The 16,059-nt window shown below is 36.9% G+C and carries 13 protein-coding genes; 6 read left to right on the top strand and 7 right to left on the bottom strand.

Features of this window, described 5'->3' with window-relative positions; genetic code table 11:
- Positions 1 to 40: 40 nt before the first annotated feature.
- The 3 genes from QM491_RS03545 to QM491_RS03555 all read left to right on the top strand — a co-directional run bounded on the left by QM491_RS03545 (position 41) and on the right by QM491_RS03555 (position 3,164).
- Positions 41 to 934 (top strand): glycosyltransferase family 2 protein, encoded by an 894-nt coding sequence (locus QM491_RS03545; RefSeq protein WP_283325860.1) that lies wholly within the window; start codon positions 41 to 43, stop codon positions 932 to 934.
- Positions 935 to 996: 62 nt separating this feature from the next.
- Positions 997 to 2,160, top strand: a complete 1,164-nt coding sequence (locus tag QM491_RS03550; RefSeq protein ID WP_283325861.1) for a glycosyltransferase family 2 protein — start codon at positions 997 to 999, stop codon at positions 2,158 to 2,160.
- Between the two features lie 107 nt (positions 2,161 to 2,267).
- A complete protein-coding gene (locus tag QM491_RS03555) occupies positions 2,268 to 3,164 on the top strand; it encodes a glycosyltransferase family 8 protein (RefSeq protein WP_283325862.1) in 897 nt (298 codons plus the stop codon).
- A 220-nt stretch (positions 3,165 to 3,384) separates the two neighbouring features.
- On the opposite strand, the gene QM491_RS03560 is transcribed toward QM491_RS03555, so the two are convergent.
- From QM491_RS03560 to QM491_RS03570, 3 genes are all read right to left on the bottom strand, one after another.
- Positions 3,385 to 4,596 (bottom strand): glycosyltransferase family 2 protein, encoded by a 1,212-nt coding sequence (locus QM491_RS03560; protein ID WP_283325863.1) that lies wholly within the window; start codon positions 4,594 to 4,596, stop codon positions 3,385 to 3,387.
- Positions 4,597 to 4,768: 172 nt separating this feature from the next.
- Entirely contained in the window at positions 4,769 to 5,128 is a 360-nt protein-coding gene (locus QM491_RS03565; RefSeq protein ID WP_283325864.1) for an Hpt domain-containing protein, read from the bottom strand.
- A gap of 458 nt (positions 5,129 to 5,586) precedes the next feature.
- A complete protein-coding gene (locus QM491_RS03570; protein WP_283325865.1) occupies positions 5,587 to 7,860 on the bottom strand; it encodes an NADP-dependent malic enzyme in 2,274 nt (757 codons plus the stop codon).
- A gap of 694 nt (positions 7,861 to 8,554) precedes the next feature.
- On the opposite strand from QM491_RS03570, the gene QM491_RS03575 reads away from it, so the two are divergent.
- From QM491_RS03575 to QM491_RS03585, 3 genes are all read left to right on the top strand, one after another.
- Positions 8,555 to 9,574 (top strand): glycosyltransferase family 2 protein, encoded by a 1,020-nt coding sequence (locus tag QM491_RS03575; RefSeq protein WP_283325866.1) that lies wholly within the window; start codon positions 8,555 to 8,557, stop codon positions 9,572 to 9,574.
- 64 nt (positions 9,575 to 9,638) lie between these two features.
- Positions 9,639 to 10,268, top strand: coding sequence for a 7-carboxy-7-deazaguanine synthase QueE (locus QM491_RS03580; protein ID WP_283325867.1), 630 nt, complete (start codon positions 9,639 to 9,641; stop codon positions 10,266 to 10,268).
- Between the two features lie 78 nt (positions 10,269 to 10,346).
- On the top strand, positions 10,347 to 12,272 hold the full coding sequence (locus QM491_RS03585; protein WP_283325868.1) for an OmpA family protein: 1,926 nt from the start codon (positions 10,347 to 10,349) through the stop codon (positions 12,270 to 12,272).
- 413 nt (positions 12,273 to 12,685) lie between these two features.
- Here the strand turns inward: QM491_RS03585 and QM491_RS03590 are convergent, their stop codons facing one another.
- The 4 genes from QM491_RS03590 to QM491_RS03605 all read right to left on the bottom strand — a co-directional run bounded on the left by QM491_RS03590 (position 12,686) and on the right by QM491_RS03605 (position 15,968).
- Positions 12,686 to 13,420, bottom strand: a complete 735-nt coding sequence (locus QM491_RS03590; RefSeq protein WP_283325869.1) for a carboxypeptidase-like regulatory domain-containing protein — start codon at positions 13,418 to 13,420, stop codon at positions 12,686 to 12,688.
- Between the two features lie 334 nt (positions 13,421 to 13,754).
- Entirely contained in the window at positions 13,755 to 14,591 is an 837-nt protein-coding gene (locus tag QM491_RS03595) for a phosphatidate cytidylyltransferase (protein ID WP_283325870.1), read from the bottom strand.
- Positions 14,592 to 14,686: 95 nt separating this feature from the next.
- Positions 14,687 to 14,908 (bottom strand): DUF2007 domain-containing protein, encoded by a 222-nt coding sequence (locus tag QM491_RS03600; protein ID WP_141234719.1) that lies wholly within the window; start codon positions 14,906 to 14,908, stop codon positions 14,687 to 14,689.
- A 130-nt stretch (positions 14,909 to 15,038) separates the two neighbouring features.
- On the bottom strand, positions 15,039 to 15,968 hold the full coding sequence (locus QM491_RS03605; protein WP_283325871.1) for a CPBP family intramembrane glutamic endopeptidase: 930 nt from the start codon (positions 15,966 to 15,968) through the stop codon (positions 15,039 to 15,041).
- Positions 15,969 to 16,059 lie beyond the last annotated feature (91 nt).

Below are 16,059 nucleotides of genomic sequence, written 5' to 3' on the forward strand. Positions count from 1 at the left end.
TAATTATACTAACCAAAAGCTACCATAATACCGCCATTATATGAATAGTTCTTTTTCCACATATCCTCTCGTGTCGGTCATTACGGTGAACTATAATCAGCCGCAAGTTACCCGTGAGTTTTTGGATTCCTTCCATCAAATCAGCTATCCTAATTACGAAGTTTTTGTCGTTGATAATGGTAGTCCGCAACATGATGTCAAATCATTGGAGCCTGATTACCCTTGGGTAAACTTTATTTATAGTAAAGAAAATTTAGGGTTTGCTGGAGGAAATAACCTGGCCATTCAACAGGCAAAGGGAGACTTTTTGCTATTGCTCAACAACGATACTGAAGTTCCTAGTGGCTTTATGGAGCCATTAGTAAAAGTCATGCAAGAAAACACACAAATTGGCATGGCTAGTCCCAAAATCAAATATTTTCACGAAGACAATTTGATTCAATACGCTGGTGCCCCCGAAATCAGTGTACTTACAGGACGAGGTGAACCTTACGGAAAAAAACAAAAAGACGAAGGTCAATACGACCAAAGCGGTCCAACCTCCTACATACATGGCGCTGCTGTTATCGTTTCGAGAAAAGTTCTTGAAAAAACAGGCTCTATGCACGACGATTATTTTCTGTATTACGAAGAATTGGATTGGTGCAAAAGGTGCCGAAACGATGGTTTTGTAGTTTGGTATGTGGCCGAATCAACAGTATTACACAAAGAATCGGTATCGACAGGGCGTAATAGCCCACTCAAGATGTTTTATCTTACTCGTAATCGACTTCGGTTTATGAGACGCAACTTTAAGCTTTGGCAATGGCTCATCAGTTTAAGCTTTTTCACGTTTGTGTCTATTCCCAAAAACTTATTAGTGTTCTTAAAAAATCGTCAATTCGAATATTTTAAACCATTCTTGAATGGGTATTGGCAAAGCTTTAAAAGTTAACAACTTAGTGTTTCCCTAATCATTTTTGATATAAAATTTCAAACTTATAAACCAATAAGCAGATGGGTATTATTCTGAACTTAGCTATTCTTTTTCTGATTTTTTTGGGAATTTTCACCCTATACCTATTGGTATTTGCTATTGCTGGCAAAGCAACAAATGCCAATACAACTACACGTACGCCAAAAACTCAGAGAAAATTTGCCGTATTTTTACCTTCTTACAAGGAAGATAAAGTGATTTTGGAATCAGCTAAAAAAGCTCTGATTCAGGATTATCCTAAAGCACTTTTTGATGTAATTGTGATTGCAGACTCCCTCAAACCCGAAACTGTTGCACAATTACAAGAGTTACCCATAACGACTTACGAAGTTACCTTTGAAACTTCGACCAAAGCTAAAGCGTTGAACTATGCAATGTCTCAATTAACTGTGCAATACGACGTAGCACTCATTTTGGATGCTGATAACATTATGGCAACTGATTTTATTACCAAGCTTAACGCTACTTTTGACTTAGGGTATCAAGTTGTTCAAGGACACCGCACTGCCAAAAACACCAATTCCCCTACAGCTATCTTAGATGCCATAAGCGAAGAAATCAACAACCATATTCTTCGCAAAGGACACCGAGCATTAGGCTTATCTTCGGCATTGATTGGCTCAGGTATGGCTTTTGATTATGCGCTTTTTGTGGATGTAATGTCCGAAATTCATGCTATCGGAGGTTTTGATAAAGAGCTCGAAATGCGTCTGCTCAAACGCGGAATTGTTTTTGATTATATCGAAGACGCATTTGTATATGATGAAAAAGTACAAAATGCTGAAGTTTTCGAAAAACAACGCACTCGCTGGATTGCAGCTCAATTCAAATATCTAAAGCAAAACTTTGCATCTGGGGTCGTACATCTTTTCAAAGGCAATATCGACTATGCTAATAAGGTATTTCAGGCGCTTCTGCCTCCACGTATTATATTATTGGGAATGTTAATGTTTTTCTCTTTTATATCAATATTTTCTGGAGACCTCAATTTTAAAGTATTAGCATGGGGACAGCTTGTCACATTATTATTTACTTTCTATATCTCGACACCCGATTTTCTCAAACGTCTGATTACATGGAAAGAAATCATGTTATTACCTTCTTTATTCTTTAGATTTATTCGTGCGATTTTAAAAATGGGTGAAGCCAAAAAGAAATTTCTTCATACACCACATGATTCGTAGGCATATCAGCTGTTAGCATTGGGCAAAGTAGTTTTTAGCACATCAAAATTCAGTTACTTTGTCTACAACATTCTTTTATTTTTCAGTAAGAATTTAATTCTCCAAACATGGAAAAGAATACTAATATAGCCATTATTGTAGCCTGCGATGACCATTATTTGGTGTTGCTGGCAGCACTTTTAAAATCTATTGAAGTGAACCATAAAGGTTCTGATTTGATTGAAGTATTTATTGTAGAAGATAAAGTATCTAATAGTAGTCGTAAAAAACTAACACAATCGTTGGATGCTAGTAAAATGCTACTACACTGGATTCCTCTTGACGACGCTATTCCTGACAATTTACATATACCTTTTGACCGTAGTTCTTATCCAAAAAATATTCATACACGTATTTTTATTCCTTATTTTATCCCAGAAAAATACGACAAAATTATCTACCTCGATGTAGATATGATTGTAGAGAAAGATATTGCAGAACTTTGGAATATCGATTTAGGAAATAATCTATTGGGTGCGGTCATCGACCCTCGACTATTGGTCTTTAGTAATTCTTGGGGAGGTATTCTCAATTACAAAGAATTAGGATTTGAAGCTGATACCAAATATTTCAACACAGGAATTTTGGTTATTGATATTGAAAAATGGAGAAAAGAGAACTGTCCCGAAAAGGTGGTTCAATGTATCAAAGACAATGAAAAATATGCTAACTATCCAGATCAGTACGGTCTCAATATCGTGATGGCAAATCGTTGGCTTGAATTAAGTCCATTATGGAACGCCTTTGCCTCAGACGAATACCCTGAGCCACCATACTTGATTCACTTTATTGGTCGCAAACCTATGTATCAAACCTACGATAGCTTGCCCAAATATAAAGAGCGTTTTGACTTTTACCTTAATCAAACTGCGTGGAAAGGCTACAAGCCCGTTGGCGAGACCAAACGCTATTTGAAGAAGATTATGAATATTATTGAGAAAATTCCAGATTTTTTTAAAAAGTAGGGATTAGGGATTAGGGATTAGGGATTAGGGATTAGGGATTAGGGATTAGGGAAAAACGCTGTCACATCCTATATACTCACTTTTAACCTACTTTTTCCCACTTTTTTCAAAAAAAACTAAACCCTATACCCTTGCCCCTATACCCAAAAAACACTTTGTGCCTGTTCACTTAAAAGAAAAAACTAAACCCTATACCATCACCGCTATCCCCTCAAAAAAACTACTCCGCTCTTTTAACTTTTTCCCAGATACCTGAAGTAAGACCGTTGCGATAACGAGCGTAACCTTTGATAGCACACCAATTCATAAACGAAAAGTAGAAAGGCACAAAAAGTAATTTGATACGGATTTGTTTGTTTTCTAAAGTATATCCTACAAAAGCCATCACATAAAACGCCGTTTGTGCTAGCAACAAAAGCAGATAGAAAGACTGTGGCAAAAAGCCTTGCTCAGACTGTAATACCAAGAGTAAATTGAGAAAGTAAATAATAGGTAAACAAAAAGGAGCCACAGCCCAGCGCATTGCCCGATGCGATACATACTGGAAGGACAGCAAACCATATTTGAAAATGTTCAACAAAAATCCTAGACGCGCAATCGCTTGAAAACCACCTGCAGCGATACGGATTTTACGCTTCATTTCGTCTTGAATAGAAAATGATGGACGCTCAATGGCATAAGCTTCTGGCTCGTATATAACACGATAGCCCTCGGCTGCGATACGAAGAGAAATCACAAAATCATCAAGCAAAGTATCTTTTTCGACAGGATTAAATAAAGGAGTTCTCACAGCAAAAAGCTCGCCCGCAGCACCTACTACACTATATAATTGAGTATCAAGTTTTTTCAAAAATGATTCATATTTCCAATAAAGACCTTCGCCTGCTCCTGCGGCAGCTTCAGTATCGTTGGTTTGGATACGCTTTTCGCCAGCTACAGCGCCAACCTTTTCATCCTTGAAATGTCGTACTATTGCTTTGATAGCTTGATTATTCAACGTTGTATTGGCATCTGTAAATATTACAATTGGAGATTGAATAGTCGGAACAGCCATATTCATAGCCTCAATTTTACCTCGTCGTGCGGTGCCTCCAATCATTCGAACATGGGGATATTGAGCGCATATCGACTCGATATACTCGCTAGTACCATCGGTTGACCCTTCAGTCACAAAAAGGAATTCAATTTTTTTGGTAGGATAATCTAAGCTCAAAGAGTTGAAAAGTTTACTTTCGATACAGCTCATTTCATTATAAGCAGGTACTACCAAAGTAACTTCAGGAAGATATTCGGGGTCAAAATGAGTTTTAAAGGTTTTTCCTAGCAAGCTTCGAGTTTTCACTAACACCCAAGCTACAATACCATAGCCGATATAAGTATAAAAAACCAAGAATAATGCAAGGACGAGGAGAATCTCAATAAATTGTTTCATACCCTTAGAATATTTGATATAATTAGTAGGAAGGATTTAGTACGTTTTATGGTTATCGAACTCAACAAACACCATTCCACTTAATCAATAATCAGAAAAATATCCTCCAACCACCGTCAAGCACGCTTCGATACGTTCTAATAAACTATTTTAAGGGGACTTAGGCTGATTTTTATGCTTTTTCCGATAAATAAGCCTCTATTTGTGGTATAATCAATGCTAATTCCTCATCAATTAAACTGTGTAAATCTCGGATAATCGATGACCCAACACCTTGTTTTAAGGCATGCTCTAAAGCTTGAACGGGTTCATGAAAATCTTGAAGACCAACCATAGTAAATGAAGGCTTGATGCGATGTACCACCTGACCAGCTGCAACCAAATCATTATTTGCCAAAAGAGTGCCTACACTTTCCCATGAAGGTACAGAGTCTGACAAAAATACTCCCATCATCATAATAATAATGTCACGTTCGCCTCCATACACCTCATCCAAGTATGTATGGTCTATATTTCGTCTGAATGAATACATCTTTATAAATTGTCTTGATTAGGGCTTTTGTATTAGAACAAGATAAGGTAGTCTGTTGCCAAATATACTAAAAAAATCGGCTTACATTATCTTTTTGTTTCAAAACCTTTTAGGATATAATCAAGATTAACATAGTTAAGTGATGAAAAATCTGTTTAAGTAAGTTTGTTTATTTTTTAGCATTCCTATAAATACAAAGAAGGAAGCTCCGAAAAAACCTCGAAACTTCCTTCAAAGTGAGTTTATTACTCAAAAGAAAGATCATAGACAAAAAGCTACAGGCAATTGCTAATTATGGTTATATCTAGGATTGCACTTTATCTAAAAATGCTTTAGGCAAAATAATTCCTCTATTTATCGAAAGGCAATGTTTGTTTTTAACTTGTTGCTCAAAGCGGTAACATAAGAGTTTATTTTGTCTATATTCTAGTTTATCTATATCTTTTTTCTGAATAGTTTTACTTTGATTGCGCCTCTACCACTGCGATAGCCACCATATTTACGATTTCACGAACGGACGAACCTAATTGTAATACGTGTACTGGCTTGCGCAAACCAAGCAAAATTGGTCCGATGTATTCGATATCCCCTGTTTCTTTCAATAAGTTATAAGAAATGTTTGCTGCCGAAAGATTCGGGAAAATCAATACGTTTGCCCCTTCTTCTGCCAATTTTGAAAATGGATAATTTTCACGAACCAAATCAGTATCAAATGCCATGTGTGCTTGCATCTCACCTTCTACAATCATATCTGGATGCTTTCTTTGAAGAATCGCTGTGGCTTCTCGCATTTTCACTGCATCTTCACCATCGGCAGTACCAAAGTTAGAGTACGTCAACATGGCGATTCTCGGACGAATATTGAATTGCTCAACAGCTTTGGCTGTCAACTCTGTAATTTCTACAATTTCTTCAACACTCGGGTTGAAGTTTACTGTAGTATCAGAGAAGAACAATGGTCCTTTTTTCGTCAACAAGATATACATACCCGATACTTTTTTCACACCTTCGTCGCGACCAATTACTTGAAGCGCAGGGCGGATAGCATTCGGGTAATTACGAGTCAAACCAGAAATAACACAGTCTGCATCACCAGTTTCTACCATCATAGCAGCAAAGTAGTTACGTACCTGCATTTGTTTGTGAGCTTCGTACTGATTATAGCCACGACGTTTACGCTTTTCGAAGAAGATATCACCGTAATGCTTCAATTGGTCTGTATGTTGTGGGTCACGAGTATCTATAATTCTTACATCGCCTAGCTCCAAATTATGTTCTTCGATAATGCCTTGGATTTTTTGCACATTTCCCAACAAAATAGGAATACAAATACCCTCGTCTTTTGCTTGTTGAACGGCCTTTAATACCTTCAGGTTTTCAGCATCAGCAAAAACCACACGTTTTGGCGTTCTCTTAGCACGATTGATGATATAGCGCATCAACTGGTTATCCAATCCCAAACGTTTTGCCAATTCCTGCTCATAAGCTTCCCAATTCGTAATAGGATTTTGGGCAATTCCTGATTCCATAGCAGCTTTGGCAACCGCAATAGAAACCGTTGTAATCAAACGAGGGTCAACAGGCTTTGGAATAATATAGTTACGACCAAAAGACAGGTTTTTTTCGTTGTAGGCCAAGTTTACAATATCTGGCACAGGTTTTTTGGCTAGTTCAGCAAGTGCTTTTGCTGCTGCCATTTTCATATTTTCGTCGATTCCTGTAGCACGTACATCAAGCGCTCCTCTGAAAATATACGGAAATCCTAATACATTGTTTACTTGGTTAGGATAATCCGAACGTCCCGTTGCCATAATAATATCTGGACGAGCAGCTACAGCGTCTTCATACGAAATCTCTGGTGTTGGATTGGCCATTGCAAATACGATAGCATCATTTGCCATCGAGCGAATCATATCTTGCGATACAATATTACCCACCGATAAGCCCAAGAATACATCAGCACCTTTCATCGCATCGGCTAAGGTTTCGATACCTTCGGTGTTGGTAGCAAATGGCGCAACATATTTATTGAGGTCGGTACGGCGCTTGTGCACCAAACCGTCCTTATCAAACATCAAAATATTCTCAATTTTTGCACCTAATAACAAGTACAATTTAGCACAAGACAAAGCCGCAGCACCTGCTCCAGAAATTACGAATCTACATTCATCAATTTTCTTATTTACCAATTCCAATGCATTGATGAGCGCAGCACCCGAAATAATCGCTGTTCCGTGCTGGTCGTCGTGCATAATAGGAATTTTGAGGTCTTGTCTGAGTCTCTCTTCAATTTCAAAACACTCAGGAGATTTAATATCTTCCAAGTTTACCCCTCCAAATGTTGGTTCCAATACTTTTACTGTACGAATCAACTCTTCTGGATCTTGAGTATTTAGCTCAATATCGAACACGTCAATATCAGCAAAGATTTTAAACAATAAGCCTTTACCTTCCATAACAGGCTTACTTGCTTCGGGGCCAATATTCCCAAGTCCGAGTACAGCAGTACCATTCGAAATCACCGCTACTAAGTTTCCTTTAGCAGTGTATTTGTAAACATTTTCTACATTGTTGGCAATTTCGATACAGGGTTCTGCAACACCTGGAGAATAGGCCAGTGAAAGGTCACGCTGTGTTTCTGTTTCTTTGGTCGGAACAACTGCAATTTTTCCTGGCCTGCCTTTGGAGTGATAATCCAAGGCATCTTGCTTGCGAATAGATTTTTGTTTCATGTTGATTGGGCGACAATCCCGTGAGGATAATCTTAAGTTAAAAAAGTGCTCGATCTTGTGAAGTATCGAACGTTAGGCATTACGCTTGGTATCCTTACGTTATACGCCAGTTTATTAGTTTTAGATGAATAAAAGAGTGGCGAAATTAGCGTATAGATTTTGAAAAGTCTATAAAAAATATATCAAGTGACCAAATCACAGCAGACTCAAAAAGCACATATTTTAGAAGAGTTTTTACTTTTTTCAGAATAATTACATTTAGATAAAAGCTTAAACAAAAGAAAACCATTAAACTTTAGTAAAAAACGATAAAAGGACACTCGAAGATTTAAGAAAAGTTTTTTTGTAAAAAGTACAATCCTATAGGATTTTAGCCTAAAATATCCTTCAATTTGATATACATTTAGCAATGTAAATACAAAAGTAGGTACAAGCAGAAGTAACAATGTATTTGATTACAAATTTACCCTTTTAGTAAACGGTTTGGGCTATTTATAAAATCCGCATGATAAAATCGGAAGTTATCTGTAAATTTGCAATTCTAATTTAACTAGTATCAAGCTTAATTTTCAATAACATAATTCTTGCTAAACAACTGATTGCGATAAGCTAAGCCCTGTATAAATCTCTTTTCCACTAATAACCCATAAACAGACTGACACTAATTGTATTTTAGTAGAAAGACTTTATTAAAATGAACGTACCCACCATTTCGATAGCACTTTGTACTTATAATGGTAGTAAGTATATCAAAACACAAATCACTAGTTTAATCAATCAAACACTCAAACCTAGTGAAATCATCATTTGTGATGATAATTCGTCGGATGATACCCTTGAAATAATTCGTTCGATAGAAGCCCCCTTTCCAATACATATTTATGAAAATAAGCCCGCATTGCGCACAGTCAAAAACTTTGAGCGAGCAGTTTCGTTATGTACAGGTGATTTAATTATGCTTTGTGACCAAGATGACTTTTGGATTCCTACCAAATTGGAGGTAATGAGCAAGTACATGACGCAACACCCCAAGACAAACGTTTTGTTTTCTAATGCCTTATTAGTCGATGAAAACTTGAATAGCTTGGGCAAGAAAATGTGGGAAACAGTTAACCTTTATGAACATGAATTACAACGTTGGAAAAATGGTCATTCAACTGAGATTTTGATGGCAGGAAATCGTGTTACTGGTTGCACTATGTGCTTTCGAAAAAGCTTTGTCAGCGAAGTTATCCCATTTCCAACACAAATAGATAAGGATTTTATCCATGACGGTTGGATTGCTATGTTGGCATCTATTACCAACTCCATCGACTTTATTAATGAAGATTTGATATGGTATCGCCAACACCCAGCCCAACAGGTTGGAGCTAAAAGTTATGAGTCTATTGTGCAAGAAAAGGTAACTTTAAAAAATCGTTTTACACGTCCTAAAACCGAAAAAATTGGACCATTCTTGTCAAAAGCGCTTTTTTATAAAAAAATAATAGACTATATCTTAGAAAACACCTCTCATAAAATTGAAGAGTTAGACCCTCTCGCCAGAGCATTTGAGCACTATAACTTAAGAGCTGAATTGCCTTTCAAACCACGATACAAGCGTTTTATTCCTGCTTTGGTTAATTATTATAAGGGCAATTATCACAAATACTGTCACTTGGGTTCTAGTCAATTGGGAATATTACAAGCTATGATTGGGGATATTGTTGAGTAATTTTGCCATATATGTACATTTGATTAATAACAAACTAATTAGTAAACTACTGAGCATAAGAAATATGACAATTATTGAAGAAAATATAAAACGGAATACTCTTCCAGTGATGGAAGCATTTTATACGCTACAAGGAGAAGGGTATTACCAAGGAAAAGCCGCTTATTTTATCCGATTGGGCGGGTGTGATGTTGGCTGTCACTGGTGTGATGTAAAGGAATCTTGGGATGTAAATGCACACCCACAATTGACATTAGATGAAATTGTAACTGAAGCAGCCAAGCACCCAGGCAAATTGGCCGTAATCACAGGTGGTGAACCCTTAATGCATCAACTTGATGAGCTCACAAATGCACTTCATAATGCAGGTATTCAAACCAATATCGAAACATCAGGTGTGTGCGAAGCTGTGACAGGTTATTGGGATTGGATTTGTTTTTCGCCCAAAAAATTCAAAGCTCCTAATCCAGCCATTTTCGAAAAAGCACATGAATTAAAAGTAGTTATTTTTCATCCTAGTGACTTTGAATGGGCCGAAGGCTATGCCGCACAAATGGCTCCAGAATGCCTTTTGTATCTCCAACCCGAATGGAGTAAATCAGAAACAATTCTTCCGCTGATTATTGAATACATAAAAGACAATCCAAAGTGGAGAATTTCGTTACAAGTTCATAAATTTATGAACATTCCGTAAGGTCAAAAACAAAAGCCTGTTGGATGAATCATCTGACAGGCTTTTTTATTTAACATTGTCCTATTACTTATAACAACTATGAATACCTTTAGATTTTGGACACTTTTGGGTTGCTTTTTATGCTTCATCATGAGCGAGGTATCTGCTCAGCAAAATCTTTCTACTACTAATAAAAAGGCCATTAATGCCTATCAGGATGGACTTCAGGCTTTGCAAGAAAGAAAAATTGATGAGGCTTTTCAACAATTTGAGGAGGCTATTGAGCGAGACAACCTTTTTGCCGAAGCTTATTACCAATTGGGTCGTTTGTACGAACAAAATCGCCAGTTTGGCAATGCAATCTTGAATTATGAAAAAAGCTATAATGCTAATCCCGAAGCTGGTGTTGCCAATAATGCCTTACAATTTTTAGGCAGTTTATACATGCGAAAAGGTGAGTACCAAAAAGCCAAAGCTTACCTCGAATTACTACTTCCCAAAATTCCTCCAGCTAATAACCTTACTATTCAACGAATCAAAAGAAGTATCGCCAATGCCGAATTTGCCTTAAAAGCCCTTGAGCAGCCGCTCGATATAAAACCCCTTACCTTGCCTAATACCATTAATGCTTTCGACACACAGTATTTTCCTACTCTGACTGCCGATAAAGAAACATTGATATTCACGGCACAGAATTATAGCAATCGTGACGAGAATCTATATGTTTCTAAATGGACAAATAGTCAGTGGCAACAAGCACAAAGTTTGTCAGAACTAATCAATACCTCACAAAATGAAGGAACCGCCAGTATTGCTGCCGATGGTCGAACGTTGGTATTTACGGCCTGCGGAGGACGTAATAGCTTAGGAAGTTGTGATCTGTTTGTGAGTTATAGAGATGGCAACGACTGGACAAAGCCCGCAAATATGGGGCAGGCTGTCAACTCAGGCGAATGGGACTCTCAACCGTCTCTTTCGGCCGATGGAAGAACTTTATATTTTGTATCTGACAGAAGAGGAAGTATCGGAAAAAGAGATATTTGGGTTAGTAAGCAAGATTCGACAGGGCAATGGCAAAAGGCCCAAAATGTAGGGAATACCATCAATACCTCAGAAGATGACTTATCGCCTTTTATTCATGCCAATGGACAAACGCTATTCTTTAGTTCTGAAGGGCACGCAGGCATGGGTGGCTTAGATTTATTTATGTCTCAAAAGCAAGGGGTTAGTTGGACTACACCTCAAAACTTAGGCTATCCTATCAACACCCAGGACGACCAAGTTGCCTTATTTATTACTGCCGATGGACAAAAAGGATACTACTCATTAGAACAAGATACAGGAGAAAGATATAAAAAATCTAAGCTCGTAGAAATCACTTTACCCAGCTCATTACAAGCCAAAATCCAAGCTACAACGTATCTTAAAGGCACGATAACTGATGCTAAAACACAGCAAAAGCTTTCCGCAGAGTTAGAATTAGTAGCCTTAAACCCTTCACAAACGGTCGGAAAATTTATCTCTGATGCCCAAACGGGTCAGTATATTTCGGTATTAAATACTTCGGGCGAATATGCCTTATTTGTGAATAAACAAGGGTATTTTTTCAAAAGCCTTCATTTTGATTTCAGCCAAACTCACGCACTCGACAAAGTATTAAATATCAGCCTTGAACCTATTCAAAAAGATGCTAAAGAAATTTTGAACAATATCTTCTTTGCGACGAATCAGTGGGATTTACAACCTCAATCTGCCACTGAGCTTGACAAATTAGTAGTTCTCCTAAAAAGTAATCCTATGCTTTCAGTCGAAATATCGGGGCATACCGACGATGTAGGCAAAGATGCCGACAATCTAGTTTTATCACAAAAAAGAGCTAAAGAAGTGATGAATTATTTAGTCAATAAAGGTATTCCGAGTAATAAAATTAAAGCAGAAGGATACGGCGAAACAAAGCCTTATGTACCCAATACTTCAGACGAAAACAGAAAGCTTAATAGAAGAATTGAGGTTAAGTTTTTGTAGAGAATGTGTGACTAGCGCCAACATGAGTCACCCCTAGTTCATTGTGTGAATTGAGAGTGAGTGAATGAGTGATTATTTTAAGAAGAAATTCACCAGTAGAGACGCAATGATTACGTCTTGAGCCGAGTCAGATATAGCATATCAAAAAAGCGGTTGGAAAAATAATTTCCAACCGCTTTTTTGATAATGAAACTATTTAAACATTTTATGACGGATTAATAAATTTACCCGCTAAATGAAATCATGGTCAAGAATCGTATTGTTTACTAAAACGTTGAATGCGATAAACTCAAACTAAGCACCTTTTTTCTCTAAAACTTAAACAGTTTGAATGCTTAACACAATGCATCTATACTGGTGAAATTTCAATCTAAAAATAATAACCCATTCACTAAATCACAATTCACTCAATATTACTGACCTCCGCCCCCAGACTTAATTTCTTTCATAATTTTCTGACGACTTACTCCTTCGCTTGGGGCATCCTCATAAGCCTTTTTATAATCATCTTTTTTCAAATCACCACGCTTGATTGATTGAATAAATTGTGCCCATGCAAATGGGTTTGTTAAGGTCATTAAAGGGCTCGAAATAAAGTTACGGTTGGCCATACTGTAAGTCATTTGGTCAGAGAAGTTTCGGAAATTACCAGCCCCACTCAAGCCTGCTTTTAGCGCTAACACATTCAACTTTGATTGTTCCAAATTCTTCGCTAATGCCTTACGACCTGCCTGATTATCCAACTGCATTTCTAGAAACGCCTTTTTAAAATCTTCTTCTGTGCTATATGGATATACCCTTACCTCCGCCAACATTCTGGTTTCTTCGGACATACGCACATAAGCCTGATGCGTTTGTTCTACCTCTCTAGGAATTACATAATATCGCTTTTTATACCCCACATACGAAAACTGAATCGTATCACCAGGATATACATACAAGGCAAAATTACCTAAGTTATCAGTCAAAGTACCTCTTCCTGAATTTGGGTTAAAAACGTAAGCACTTGGCAAAAATTCAGAACTACGGTCCGCAACAACCCTACCCGAAAAAATAACACTCTTATCTTGCCCCTGAGCAAAAGTCTTAACAGAAAATCCTGTCACCAAGAGTATTAGTATGGTAATATATCTAAATGCTAATCGCATGGTATAATATTTAATTTGAAATTTCAACGGATTGAATACGCAAACTTATACAATTTAAAGGATTAGACCTTGTAGTCCTGTATTGGTTTAACAGTTTTTAACGTTTTACCAAAACACTATATTTATTTACAACACTAAAATACGGAATTACCTCACAAAAGTAAAGCACCTTTTTCAGATCTAAGTTCAATCTAATCTCAATAAGATTTAATCTTTTACGTAAATTCTCTTTTACAAAAAATACTAAGAAATCTATATGATCCACCCCTATAAAAGCAAAAGCGCCAATGTTCTTTTTATGAAACATTGGCACTTTTTGTATTGTTTATAATAATTAAAACATTTTCAAAAATGTAATGATAAATGGTACCGATAATAACAAACCGTCAAATCTATCCAAAAATCCACCATGACCTGGGATTGTAGAGGCCGAATCTTTGATTTTAATACTTCTTTTGAAAAGCGATTCAACCAAGTCGCCATACGTACCAGCCACTACGATAATAGCGCCACATACATACCACTGCCAATCTTGTAAATCATCGAAATATTGAGTCAATACAAATGCAATCAACATAGCTGCTGCAAAACCACCGATGCTTCCCTCCCACGATTTTTTAGGCGAAACTCTTTCGAACAATTTAGTTTTGCCAAATTTTGTACCCGCAAAATACGCTCCTGTATCACTCGCCCAAAGTAAGAACAAACAACCTAAAGGTCGCTGCCAGCTAAATTTGAAATCTGGTGTTAAAAAAGCCAAAATGATAATTAAGGCAAAAGGCAAAGCAACATATATTACCCCTAAAAATGTGTAAGCGATATTCTTAAATGGCTTTTCATCTTCCGATTTGTAAAGCTTTATAAAAAATATCAAAGCCATCAGCGGAGACAATACATAATAATCTTCGTAAGGAATAATACCTTTTTCAATCAAAAAAGTGACTGTTACGAGCACAAAGCCACAAAAAGTACCATAATACGTCAATGGCTCGTTGCCATCCAAACCTAGCAATTTGTAAAACTCTAATTGAGCCAATACCGAAATCAAAGCAAATAAGACATAGAAAGTCCAGTCGCTATAAATAATACAAAACAATAAAAATGGAATTGCAATGACCGCAGCAATCACACGTTGCTGAAGATTGGACATACCCTGTAATTTTTCCTTCATCCTTTTCTTTAATAAATTTAAAATTTCATTTAGAATAGCTTCTTAAGTTTTAAGTAAGCATAAATTATCTTCTTGTAAACTAAAGGCTTTGTGTTTTATTGAAGCGAATCCTGAAAACCGCCTTCATTTTCTAATAAAAACCTCGCCAAAGTGGCACGACTAGCAGGTACATATAGCTCACATACACCCAATAGATACGAACTATCTCTTTTGTTAATCACAACTGCTTCTATCTGATGTTCTTCGACTAAATAGGCTTTCGCCAAATCTGTTTTGAAAGGACTATCAGACACATATATCTTCTGCCAATCGTTCATTATTTCAAATGGTTTATAAACTCAATATTAGTGCTGAATTGTGAGTTATGAATTGTGAATTTCTAATTATCAGCATTTTACATTCATAATTCAGCGATAATATTTACCCTTATGATGTCCAACTGACTCACTATTCAATTTTCAAAGCGGTATCTTGATAAATTTTCCTAAAAATCAACACCGATGCCAATGCCGAAGCAAAGGCTGTAGTCAAAGGTACAGAATCTGTTTCCACAATATTTATTTCTAAAACGCCAATTTTATACAAATAGCTCATCAAAATCGTGAAACCATTATTCACAAAATGTGCCCAAATCGGCAAACTTAAACTTCCCGACCAATAGTACAAATATCCAAACATGGCTCCAAGTAACATTCGAGGAATTAATCCATAAAATTGAAAATGGATAAAGCTAAACCAAAATGCTGCTACCCAAATAGCCAAATGAGGATTATTCCATTTTTTGAGTAATATATTTTGTAAAACCCCTCTAAAAAGTAACTCTTCACTAATAGCAGCCGTTCCTGCAACTACCACAAGCGCCACAACAAATTGAGGAAACGACTTAAAATCAGTAAAATACAAAGTGATTTTTTTAGCTGCCTCTTCGCTTTCCTGCATCCATTGCTCTAGCCCTTTCAAGGCATTCGGTAGCTGAATTGACTTATTCCACTCTATAAACAACGAGTCGAAGGGCATAAAACCTATCACCAATACTAGCACCATACCCCAAACTAATATCGCAGGTTGGCGTTGATACCACTGATTAATTTCCTTTTTTTCGACATACTTCCAATAAATTAAGGCCGAAAGAATAAAAGGAATAGGCGTACTAAGCGCTTGCAAGAGCATCATGGCATACCACGCATCAGGATAATGCTCAGGATTAGCCTGAAATGTAGCGAATTGCGCCATTGGCACACCAGTCATATTAGAGAAAATAGCTAGCCCAATTGCCGAACCAACCGCCAGAAAAACAAGGGTTAATCCAAACAAAATCAAAACTTTAGCGAAAAGGGGTCTGTCAGTTTGTGACGAAAAAGTATCAAATTGTGCCATATTGGTTGTAAATTTACAGCAAAATTGTGAGTTTGATAATTCTAAAAGGCTGTTTGTTATAGGAATTTACCAAAACCTAGCACTTGCAGGC

It is taken from the genome of Flectobacillus longus (genome assembly GCF_030056705.1).
GTDB lineage: Bacteria > Bacteroidota > Bacteroidia > Cytophagales > Spirosomataceae > Flectobacillus > Flectobacillus longus.